Genomic DNA, 11,862 nt, shown 5'->3' with positions numbered 1-11,862 from the left:
AAGGCTAAAGGCTAAAGGCTAAAGGCTAAAGGCTAAAGGCTAAAGGCTAAAGTGGAACGAATTCACGAAGCTAAGGTTTCATGATATTATCAACAAAAACCCTTGCATAAATTCTTGCAAGGGTTTCAATATTAAATTCTGAAAATTCTTTAATTCTGAAAATTCTGATTCAGACGCTATCAGCCTTTCTTAAACTTTAAGGCTAATTGAGCAAGCATATCGTCGTTAACGGGCTGTGCAGGCTCATCTTTCTTTTTGTAAGGTTTGTTCTGATATTGTTGATTTTTGGTATGATCGGGCTTGGTATATTCTTTTTTCTGGTACTCTTGCTTTGGAGCTGCAGGCTGTTGATCGGCCGGTTTAGGCTGTGCCGCTTTGTTAGCCTGGCGTTCGGCTGTTTTCTTAGCGTTCCAGCGGGCATGGATCTCCTCGAGTTTACGTTTGGTATACAACGGAAAATCGCCCTGCATCATCCATGAATAATAGCTTGGTTCGGCAGTTAACACGTCCTCCACACGTTTGCCTTTGTGCTTACCAAAGTTTATCAACTCTTCACCCTGCTCGTTGTACACCATTCTGCCGGCAAAATCAACGGGTTTGCTCAGGTTGGTAAATACATGTAAAGCTTCAACATCGCCAACAACAGGAACTACTTTATTTCCTTTCTTATCTTCCCACTCCACGTTTTCATAACGTTCTATCTGTGCCAGCAAAACCTCCATGGTTGCACGGGTATCAGCCTCGGCCGAGTGTGCATTTTCAATTACCTTATTGCAATAAAATTGGTAGGCAGCCTTCAAGGTACGCTGCTCCATCTGGTGGAATATATTTTGCACATCCACAAAATGACGTGTATCCAGGTTAAAATCTACTCCCGCACGCAGAAACTCCTCCATGATCATCGGGATATCAAACTTATTAGAGTTATATCCGGCCAAATCGCTATCGCCAATAAAATCGGCAATTTCCTGGCCAAGCTCTTTAAACTGTTTTTCGTTTTGTATATGCTCGTCGTAAATACCGTGTACCAGCGACGACTCCAGCGGAATTGGGATGCCCGGGTGAACACGCCATGTTTTAACCTCCTCGCTACCATCGGGATTAAGCTTGATAACCGATATTTCAACTATGCGGTCGGCACCGATATTGGTACCAGTTGTTTCAAGATCGAAGAAAGCGAGGGGGCGTTTTAATTTTAATTTCATTTGTAAGTGTTCAGAGATGCAAAGGTCGCAAATGTCCTAAAATTAATCAGCAGAATAAATTTTTTAATTTATTTAATATACCAATTTATTATTTAATTTCATTATCCCTAATTATCACAATTTGTATGAACAGATTTTTTGTTATTCTTCTGATTTTTATCGGCTTATCAAATTGGGCTTCGGCACAGGATTTTGAAACCGGGGTAAGCAACGATGAAATTGAAATGGCCAAATATGATAAAGATCCTCAGGCCAATGCTGTTTTTTTAAATGAATTTGGTAATACCCGTATTGATGAGTATATGGACCACATCAGGCTCATCCATACGTATCATGCTAAAATTAAAATTTTCACCAAAGAAGGCCTTACCCACGGCACCATCGAAATACCGATCCATAACGGCGATAACTCAGCGGAGGAAGTTAATAATGTTACCGGTTTTACTTACTATAAAGACGATAACGGTATCATCCAAAAGGCAGAATTTGAATCTAAAAAGGTATATACGGTTAAAGATTACAAATACGGCAGCACAGTAAAATTTGCTTTACCTGCGCTACGCCCGGGTTGTGTTATTGAGTTTAAATATGAACTTATATCACCATACTGGGACCATTTCAGAGGATGGACATTCCAGGATGATATCCCTAAAATAAACTCACAATACGAAGTACATATCCCCGGCTTCTGGAACTTTAACGCGTCAATACGTGGTGTATTGAAGTTAACCAAAAGCACCTCGGAAGTTGAGCGTGAATGTTTTTCATCCGGCGGCTCAAAAGCCGATTGTTCTCATATCACTTATAATATGAAGGATATTCCGGCCTTTGTTGATGAAGACTTTATGACCGCGCGTAAAAACTTCCTATCGGCCATTTATTTTGAGCTGGTTGAGTTCACCAATCCTTATACCAGTGTTAAAACGGTAGTAACCAAACAGTGGAGCGATGTAGACCGTCAACTAAAAATAGCCGATGAATTTGGTTCGCAGGTAAAACGCATCAGCCTGCTTAAAGAACGGATAGCATCTGTTATAGCAGGTAAAACCGATGAGCTTGACAAAGCAAAAACCTTATATGCATGGATAAAAAGCCAGATTAAATGGAACGATTATATCGGCATTTATAGCAGCGAGGGTGAGAAAAAGGCATTAGATACTCACTCCGGAAGTATTGCTGATATCAACCTTACACTGATTACCGCCTTGAACGCAGCCGGTCTTAATGCCGAAGCCGTATTACTTTCAACCCGCGACCATGGCATGGTGAATACACTTTATCCGGTACTAACCGACTTTAACTATGTTATAGCGAGGCTAACTATTGGCGAACAAACCTACCTGCTTGATGCTACCGATCCGTTACTTTCATTCGGCTTACTGCCACTTAAATGTATCAATGATAAAGGCCGGGTTATCAGCATGACCAAACCATCGTACTGGATGGAATTAAGCACACAGCAAAAAGCCGCGACAACGCACATGTTCGATCTTACGCTGCTTGATAATGGTAAGCTGAAAGGCAGCATCGTGAATTATTACAAAGGTTACGATGCTTATGAGAAACGTAAAGCCATTAAAAAATTCAATAGTATTGATGAATATGTTGAGGACTTTGACGAGAAACAACCTAAGCTAAAAGTACTTAAATCAGACATTACAAATCTCGACAGCCTTGAAAGCCCTTTAAGGGAAACATTTGAAGTGGAGATTGACGCTTTTGATAATACCAATCATGACAAACTTGCATTTAACCCTTATTTCTGGGAAAAACGCACTACCAATCCGTTCAAACTTGCCGAGCGCGACTATCCTGTAGACTGGGCTTACGCTTCTGATAAACGCCTGGTTTTGGTAATGCACCTGCCGGCTCAGTACACTGTTGAAACCCCGCCGCAGGTTGTAGCCTATTCTTTACCAAATAAGGGAGGCATGTTTGCCACAACGTTTGAAAACCAGGACAATAACACCTTTACATTTTCAAACATTACACAGTTTAATAAGTCGGTTTATGATCCGGCGGAATATCCTTACTTGAAGGAGTTGTTTAATAAGATCATCCTTACCGAAAAAGGTGATATGATCTTCAAGAAAAAATAATGAAAGCATTTTTAAGTACACTGTTTATACTTTCGGCAATAACCTGTGTAAAAGCGCAGGACAACTATGATGTATCACTCATTTCGAAAGACCTTTTGCCTTATGCCAGTTCGGTTGTACGGAACGAAGAAATAACAACAGAGGTCCGCGACCTTGACAATGTGTTGCTCCACGTAAAAAGGGCTATAACTGTTTTTAATAAAAACGGAGACGAGGATGTTGAAATTGGCATCTGGCATAATAAAAGCCGTATCATAAAAGATGTTAAAGGGATAATTTATAACCAGTACGGAAAGCCGGTTAGTAAATTCAGTGAAAGCGATTTTGATGATGATAACAGCCATGACGGCTTTTCTCTTTTTACCGACGTCAAAATCAAACATTATCGCCCGTTGGTAACCGATTATCCTTACACAGTTAGCTATGAATACGATGTAAAATCCAAGCAAACACTGGAATTTCAGGACTGGCAACCTAATCCATCAACCGGAGTAGCTGTTGAAAAAAGTTCGTATACGTTTATTTGCAAGCCCGATTTTAAGATCAGGTATAAAGAAGTAAATACACCCTCCAAAGTAATCATAGGTAGCAATAAAGATGGGCTTAAAACTTACACATGGCTGGCAGCTAATTTAAAAGCTATAAAGTACGAACCGTTTAGCCCGCTTCGCACAGCAAACTTAAGCTACGTTAAAATAGCACCCGAAAAATTTAGCTATGGCGGTATTCCAGGCTCTTTCACCAACTGGAAAGAGCTGGGCATGTGGCAATACGAAAAGCTTAATGCAGGCAGGCAGGTTTTATCCCCACAAACCGTAAGCCGGATGAAAGAGCTTACCGGTGATATTGCCGATCCAAAGCAAAAGGCCCGCAAAATTTATGAGTATATGCAGAGTAAAACGCATTATATCAATATTTCAATTGGTATTGGCGGTTATCAGCCTTTTCCTGCATCAGATGTTGATCAACAAAATTATGGCGATTGCAAGGCTTTAGTTAATTATACACAGGCGCTATTTAAGGCGGTAGGTATCGATTCATATTACTGTGTGGTTGAGGCGGGCAGCGCCAAAGTTGGTATGTTTCCTGATTTTGCCAGTATGGATCAGGGTAACCATGTTATTTTGTGCCTGCCATTTAAAAGCGATACCACTTTTTTAGAGTGTACCAATCAAAACATGCCTTTCGGCTTTTTAGGCGACTTTACCGATGATCGTCTCGTATTTGCCTGTACGCCGGAAGGAGGCAAACTAATACATACACCAAAGTATACCGCCCAGGCTAACATGGAACAGCGCACCGCCGCATTTACTATTGCCGACGACGGCGGCCTTAAAGGTTCAATCACCACTAACTTTAAGGGAGCCAATTATGAAGACCGTGACCATGTAATTTATGAATCGGCAAAAGAGCAGGTAAAGGACCTCAAAAAGATTTACCCAATAAACAACCTCGAAATTGAAAGCGCTGATCTGAAACAGTTTAAAACCGCGCAACCATATACCACTGAAAATCTGAAGATCTCGGCAAGTGATTATGGGTCTGTAGCCGACGGAAAGATCATTTTTCTGGCCAATCCTGTCAACAGGTTAAATACCCCGCTGCGTGAGGTCCGTAACCGCCGTAATGATGTTTATATTAACAGAGGGTATACCGACGAAGATGAGATCACCTATACCCTGCCTGCGGGCTATAAAGTTGATACCCGGCCAAAAAAGGTAAGTATTGAAAAACCCTTCGGCAAATTTGAATCAAGCACAACGGTGAACGGGGATAAATTGATTTATAGCCGCAAGATGCAGCTTATTGATGGCACCTATAGTAAAGATACCTATCAGGCACTTGTAGATTTTTATCAATCAATAGCCGATGCTGATCACGATAATGTAACCCTTATTAAAGGTAACTAAATATTACAATGCCGAGGATAATGCCAATAACCATGATCACGTAAAGCATGATCTCGGTACCGGCAAAGCGTTTGTATTTAGTCCAGAATGAATAATCTTGTTTTTTATCGGCCATGATGGTGCAAAATTATTGAAATTACCACAAAAATTGAACGGGATTATTTAGTTCATGCTGGTGGTAACATTTTCAATTGACCCGGCCCTTGAAAAGTATTTGTATAACGATGGATCGCGAAGTTTTACAATGATCACTCCCCGGCGTGAGCTGGCGTGTACTACATAGCCATTCTGAAGGTATACGCCTACATGGCTGAACTGCTTACCGTCGAAATCAAAAAATACCAGGTCGCCTTCCTTTAGCTCATCCTCGTATTTGCGTTTTATTACGGTGATCTGCTTGCTGGTCATACGGGGAATGGTGATACCGTAAACCTGTTGCTCCAGTAAAAAAGTTAACCCGGAACAATCAACGCCGTCTTTATCAAGACCGCCGAACTTATAAGGAGTACCCATCCACTGATCAATAAAGGCATAAAGGCGACCATTTTGAATATCCCCCCTGCTTACTCCCATAATTTCAGAATATTTTGAGGCGATATCAGGCGAAGGGTTAACCACCTCACCCGGCTGGCCGCGCATTGCGGCCTTACGCGAGTGACATGAACTTAATATAAATGGGGAAAGGAAAAATATAAACAAATAAAAACTACGGCGCAGGTATATGCTCATGAAGTAAAATTAGCTTTAAAGTTTATTGATGTTATACAGATGTTTTTAACATATCAACACGATGTGGATGTGCAGATATGTAGATTTCAGATGTGCAGATGTTGGAAACAAATCTTCTCTTCTCCTGTTAGTCATTGCGAGGCACGAAGCAATCCCCGAAAAGCAGAGCAGCCATGCAAGTTTCTCTGTATAGTTCGGGATTGCTTCGTGCCTCGCAATGACGCTTTTTCGTCTGCACATTTGCACATCTGAAATCTGCACATCCAAACCATCAACTCTTCACCACACGCTGTATCTCATCCAGTTTCATCAGCGCTTCAACTGGGGTAAGTGTGTTTACATCGAGGTTATTTAGTGTATCGCGGATTTTTACCAGTACCGGGTCATCAATAGAAAACATCTGCATTTGTACAGCCTGTTTCTGTACCTTGCGGATACTTTCTTTGATATGTTCGCCGCCGGTGCGTTCGTTTTCCAGTTTCTTTAAGATTTCGTTGGCACGGGAAAGTACTTTTGATGGCATGCCGGCCAGTTTTGCAACGTGAATACCGAAGCTATGCTCGCTGCCACCGGGTACCAGCTTACGCAAAAAGATAATCTGCTGGCCAACCTCTTTTACCGATACATTAAAGTTTTTAATCCGATTAAACGAATTACTGAGTTCGTTCAACTCATGATAATGCGTAGCAAAAAGCGTTTTAGCCCTCGCGGCTGGATGATTATGCAAATACTCGGCAATTGACCAGGCAATAGAGATACCATCATAGGTTGATGTACCACGACCAATCTCATCAAGCAGGATCAGGCTCCTGTCGCTCAGGTTATTGAGGATACTGGCTGTTTCGTTCATCTCCACCATGAACGTCGATTCGCCGGACGAAAGGTTATCCGATGCGCCTACCCTTGTAAATATCTTGTCCACCAACCCAATGGTTGCAGCCTTAGCAGGTACAAAACATCCCATCTGGGCCATCAGTACAATTAAACCGGTTTGCCTTAACAAGGCCGATTTACCTGCCATATTGGGACCGGTAATAATGATGATCTGCTGGGTTTCCGAATCGAGGTATACGCTGTTGGTAATGTATTCCTCGCCTATCGGCAGGTTCTTCTCAATAACCGGGTGGCGGCCGCCGGCAATATCAAGTACTTTACTTTCGTTTATCTCCGGTTTTACGTAGTAGTTTTTAATGGAAATGGTGGCGAAGTTGAGCAATACATCCAAACGGGCTATGAGCTGGGCATTAAGCTGGATAGGTTTAATATATTCGGCAAGCGAATACAACAAGTCATTGTATAGCTGAGTTTCAAGTGCCAGAATCTTTTCTTCGGCACCTAAAATCTGCTCTTCATATTCTTTAAGTTCCGGAGTGATGTAACGCTCCGCGTTAACCAGGGTTTGCTTACGGATCCATTCGGTTGGTACCTTATCACGATGACTGTGCGTAACCTCCAGGTAATAACCAAACACATTATTGAACGATACTTTAAGTGATGGAATTCCGGTTAACTCTGCTTCACGTTTCTGAATCTCCAGCAGGTAACCTTTGCCGCCAAAAGCGATTTTGCGTAACCGGTCAAGCTCTTCATTAATCCCCTCGTTCATTACCGAACCTTTTACCAGCATTACCGGCGGCTCGGGGTTCAATTCGCGTTCTATCTTTTCACAGATCAGCGTGCATGGATTTAACTGCTCGCCTATGGCACGCAGCGGTGCGCTTTCCGATGATTCGGCAATACGCTTGATGTACGATATTGCTGTTAAAGCCTTTTTCAATTGGCAAACCTCGCGCGGATTAGCTTTTTGAAGGCCTATCTTTGAAATCAATCTTTCCAGATCACCTATCTGGCGCAGGTACTGCAATAACTCTTCTCTCAACTCCTCGTTGCCAATCAGGTATTCAACCACACCTAAACGGTCGTTAATAGCTTTGATCTGCTTTAACGGCATCACAATCCAGCGGCGCAGCAAACGTGCCCCCATTGGCGAGCAGGTATGATCAAGCACATCAACCAGGGTCATGGCATTTTCATTGGCCGAACCTACCAATTCCAGGTTACGGATACTGAACCTGTCGAGCCATAGGTACCTGTCTTCCTCTATCCTGCTGATGGCCGAGATATGCCCAAGGTTGCGGTGCTCTGTTTCATTAAGATAATGAATGGCGACACCGGCAGCAATAATGCCTAAATTCAGCTTATCGATACCAAAACCTTTTAACGATTTAACACCGAAATGCTTAAGCAATGTTTCATTGGCATAATCGCCGCTGTAAGGCCACTCATCAAGGGCATAGGTATAAAAGCGATCGCCATAGGTATCCTTAAAATCGCGTGTGCGGCTTTTAGGATAGATCACCTCACTGGGCGAAAAGCTTTGCAGCAGTTTATCAATATAATCGCTGTTACCCTGCGCGGTCATGAACTCGCCTGTCGAAATATCAATCAAGGCAATACCGATGCTATTTTTTTCAAAATGAAGCGATGCCAGGTAGTTATTGCTCTTTTGGTGCAGGATGTTATCGTTAGTAGCTACACCGGGTGTAACCAGTTCGGTTACGCCACGCTTAACAATGGTTTTGGTAGTTTTAGGATCTTCCAGCTGATCGCAGATGGCCACACGTTGCCCTGCCCTTACCAGTTTAGGCAGATACGTATCCAGTGAATGGTGCGGAAAGCCGGCAAGCTCAATATGTGTAGCGGCGCCGTTTGCCCGGCGGGTTAGTACTATGCCCAAAATGCCGGCAGCCTTTACGGCGTCTTCGCCAAATGTTTCATAAAAATCGCCCACCCTAAACAGCAGCAAAGCACCAGGGTACTTTACTTTGATAGCATTATATTGCTGCATTAAGGGGGTTTCTTTGGTAGTATCTTTAGCCAAGCGGTTACTCCTTCTGTTAATCGGGTAAAGTTAATGCATTGGCAGGTGTTTTAGGGCATTGTTGAAAAGTTGAGGTGGTGTGGAATATATGGGTAAAACAAACTATCCGCCTTATCTTACTTTTGAAAACTTATAATCTATTTCATAATAAACACTAAACCTTATGCGCAAAAAAATCACATATAAACTAACAATCTCTTGCATATTTATTTTAATACCAATGCTGGCAAGTGCGCAAAATATATACAGCGCTTTACACCTAAATGAAGAACGCGACTATAAAGGTACCCGACCTAAAAAAATAACTGAAACCATGACATTTTATAGAAACAGGGGTAACAGCAAAAACAAGAGCATAAAAAAGTTTGATAACGCTGGCATGCTTGTAACAGAAGAACGCTTTGACGATGATAACAAACTTAATTTAAGACTTGCCCAAACCAATGACACCACCAACAGGTTGATTTTATCAAGTACTGCGGAAAGCTGGACTGCCTTAGGCGTGCAGAAACACATGATAACTTACCAATACAACAATCAGCATTTTTTGGTGCAGATCATCTACCAAAACATAGCGGGCAATGTATTTGAGCATTACGAAATTGTAAATAATGAACGTGGTAACCCTGTGGAAATTTCGGGTTTTGCAGCTGACGGTAGCCCTTACGGTAAAGAAACGGCGAGCTATTTATATGACAAGAATAAAGTAATTACCTCTGTGATAAAACCGGATGGCACCATCTTGAATACAGATACCTCAACAATCAATTTTAAGAAAAACATCATAATGCCAGATGAAGGTATGACGTTTAATCCACAAGGCGATTTAGTAAGCTGGATAAGAAAAGATTACAAAGGAAATAAAAACTATTTTGAAGCCACATTAACCTATGATTCCCGCGGCAACTGCATTAACGAAACAGCTTACGAAATAAGTACCAAACCAAACGGCGAGCATAAAAAACAACTATATTCTGATAAAAAAAGAGAATATACTTATTAATTACTATTTCGCCACCAACTTCCCGTTCACAATCCTGTCTGCATAATCCTGGATCAGGGCCTTACAATCCTGCATACCTTTTTGCATTTCAGCGTTAGGTTGTGCGGTCATCAGGTTTTTCTCCAACCCTTTATCGCTCACATCAAAAATGCCGGTGAAGTTTTTGCCGTCGAACAAGTAAGTATAATTGCCCTGCATAAACTGGTAAATATTACCCGTTGAATTGATCACCTTGGGCTGTTCATCGGGCAAGTTACTTACCAGGCTCCTACCCCATGACCTGAAAGGTTTGTTATAACCTATGAGGTCAACAACTGTTGGGTAAATATCCATTTGCGAAGCCAAATCGGTACGTACACCTTTTAAGTTATAGGCGTTATTGGCACTATAAAAAAGGATAGGTACGGCAAAGCGGTTAACCTGTTTACTGTATTCGGGATAATAGGTCTGGCTGGTATGATCAGCAGTGATCACAAAAATGGTATTATTGAACCATGGCTGTGTTTTAGCGTAATTAAAAAAGATTCGCAAAGCATTATCCGTATATTGAACGCATTTATCAATAGCCAGCGGCCCTCCTTTAAACCTTGCTTTATACTTTTCGGGCAACTGATAAGGATCATGCGATGAAAGGGTGAAAAGCGTGGCCATAAAGGGCTGTTTCTGCGCGCTAAGTGTGCGACCCATGAACGGGAAAAAGTGCTCGTCCCAAATACCCCAGATACCGTCAAAGTCTTTATCATCATTATACTCTGTACGGCCATAATAGTGCTTGTACCCTAAAATACTACCAAAACCCTGAAAACCCATCGAACCGTTAGCGGCACCATGGAAGAAAGAGGTCTCGTACCCCATATTATCACAAATGGATACTACCGACTGGATTTTTTGCTTGGCGTATGGTGATGATGTAAATGCATTCTGAAACGAAGGAATACCAGCTATAACCGACGATACCGCATGAATAGATTGCCTGCCCGTTGCATAAGCATTGGTAAATATCAGGCTGCTGTTGGATAATGAATCTAAAAACGGTGTATATGATTTAAAGCCCGGTATATTAACATCGCGGTTCATGCTGCCCCAATATTCGCGGGCCATGCTTTCCAATATAATGATCACCACATTGGGTTTATTAGCAGGTTTAGTATTATATTGTTTTACGGGTTTTATGTTGGTGTTGATGTAGGCCTCATCCGCCCAATGCTGAAGCTTATAATTATTGGTACCCAGCGTACGAAAAATAGCGAAGGGCGTATTTAACACGATATCGCCCTGGTTAGGCACCGTGATATGCTTATAGGCATCAACCATATTAATTGGCCTTGTGCTATGGGCAAAATCACCACGAATCCCTCCGATAACCAGTGCAAAGATCAACAAAAAGGAAACTACAGATGATGAGAAATATACCTTCTTATCAGTCACCTTCGCGGATTTCAACTTTACACGTCCATACAGCCAGATCCAGCAAACAGCACACAGTATAAATATGGTTACTACATACCAATAGGCTTCAGAAAAATGAGTGAACAATAGTTTCTTGTTATTCTCATCGGCAAGTACATCAAGTGTAGCTTTGGTTGAACGCACCTGGCTGAAGCGGTAGTAAATAATATCAACAAAGTTGGTAGCGTACGCGAGTAAATTGGTAACAAAGTACAGGATGGCCATCCCTTTTTGAAATTTAGGCCGGGTATTAATAGTTAGCGGCAAAACGCTAAGCAAAATAAACAGGCTATTGATATAAAGCAGCGCAGTGGTATCAAAGGCCATACCGTAGTAGCATAACCTGAGCAGTGCCCAAAAGCTATCAACAGCAAACAGGTGCGTATTAAATGCAAAGAACAGCACCCTTGCAATAAAATAGAATAAATACCCCAAAAACAGCCTGTATAAAAGTACTTTATATTCGGCCAACCTTAATTTACTTTCCATGAAAAACACGTTGCTTTTAGTTTCCCCCAGGGACTGATCGGCAGGAGATGATCAAACCCATTTGCGCCGGGAGCTAATAAAAAGCGAAAGTAAAAAA

8 protein-coding genes are annotated in these 11,862 nt (G+C 41.9%); 3 read left to right on the top strand and 5 right to left on the bottom strand.

Features of this window, described 5'->3' with window-relative positions; all coding sequences use genetic code 11:
• Positions 1-179 precede the first annotated feature (179 nt).
• A complete protein-coding gene (locus EAH55_RS12225; protein WP_121809844.1) occupies positions 180-1,205 on the bottom strand; it encodes a 3'-5' exonuclease in 1,026 nt (341 codons plus the stop codon).
• Between the two features lie 125 nt (positions 1,206-1,330).
• On the opposite strand from EAH55_RS12225, the gene EAH55_RS12220 reads away from it, so the two are divergent.
• Together EAH55_RS12220 and EAH55_RS12215 are read left to right on the top strand one after the other, a co-directional pair.
• Positions 1,331-3,304, top strand: coding sequence for a DUF3857 domain-containing protein (locus EAH55_RS12220; protein WP_121809843.1), 1,974 nt, complete (start codon positions 1,331-1,333; stop codon positions 3,302-3,304).
• Complete coding sequence (locus EAH55_RS12215) at positions 3,304-5,214, top strand: DUF3857 domain-containing protein (protein WP_121809842.1); 1,911 nt, start codon at positions 3,304-3,306, stop codon at positions 5,212-5,214. The genes EAH55_RS12220 and EAH55_RS12215 overlap by 1 nt, the downstream gene beginning before the upstream one ends.
• On the opposite strand, the gene EAH55_RS31395 is transcribed toward EAH55_RS12215, so the two are convergent.
• The 3 genes from EAH55_RS31395 to mutS all read right to left on the bottom strand — a co-directional run bounded on the left by EAH55_RS31395 (position 5,201) and on the right by mutS (position 8,824).
• Positions 5,201-5,329, bottom strand: a complete 129-nt coding sequence (locus EAH55_RS31395) for a hypothetical protein (RefSeq protein ID WP_262707299.1) — start codon at positions 5,327-5,329, stop codon at positions 5,201-5,203. The two genes, EAH55_RS12215 and EAH55_RS31395, sit on opposite strands and share 14 nt — an antisense overlap.
• Before the next feature lie 47 nt (positions 5,330-5,376).
• Entirely contained in the window at positions 5,377-5,943 is a 567-nt protein-coding gene (locus EAH55_RS12210) for a C40 family peptidase (protein WP_114937240.1), read from the bottom strand.
• 271 nt (positions 5,944-6,214) lie between these two features.
• Complete coding sequence (gene mutS / locus EAH55_RS12205) at positions 6,215-8,824, bottom strand: DNA mismatch repair protein MutS (protein WP_121809841.1); 2,610 nt, start codon at positions 8,822-8,824, stop codon at positions 6,215-6,217.
• A gap of 313 nt (positions 8,825-9,137) precedes the next feature.
• Between mutS and EAH55_RS12200 the strand changes: the two genes are divergently transcribed.
• A complete protein-coding gene (locus EAH55_RS12200) occupies positions 9,138-9,827 on the top strand; it encodes a hypothetical protein (RefSeq protein ID WP_162996844.1) in 690 nt (229 codons plus the stop codon).
• A gap of 3 nt (positions 9,828-9,830) precedes the next feature.
• Here EAH55_RS12200 and EAH55_RS12195 read toward each other — a convergent pair whose 3' ends face one another.
• Positions 9,831-11,765, bottom strand: coding sequence for an LTA synthase family protein (locus tag EAH55_RS12195; RefSeq protein ID WP_121809839.1), 1,935 nt, complete (start codon positions 11,763-11,765; stop codon positions 9,831-9,833).
• Between the last annotated feature and the right edge of the window lie 97 nt (positions 11,766-11,862).

The organism is Mucilaginibacter kameinonensis, assembly GCF_003675385.1.
In the GTDB taxonomy this organism is placed as follows: domain Bacteria; phylum Bacteroidota; class Bacteroidia; order Sphingobacteriales; family Sphingobacteriaceae; genus Mucilaginibacter; species Mucilaginibacter kameinonensis.
Note: the sequence above shows the minus strand (reverse complement) of the source record. Positions and strands in the feature narration are given on the sequence as shown.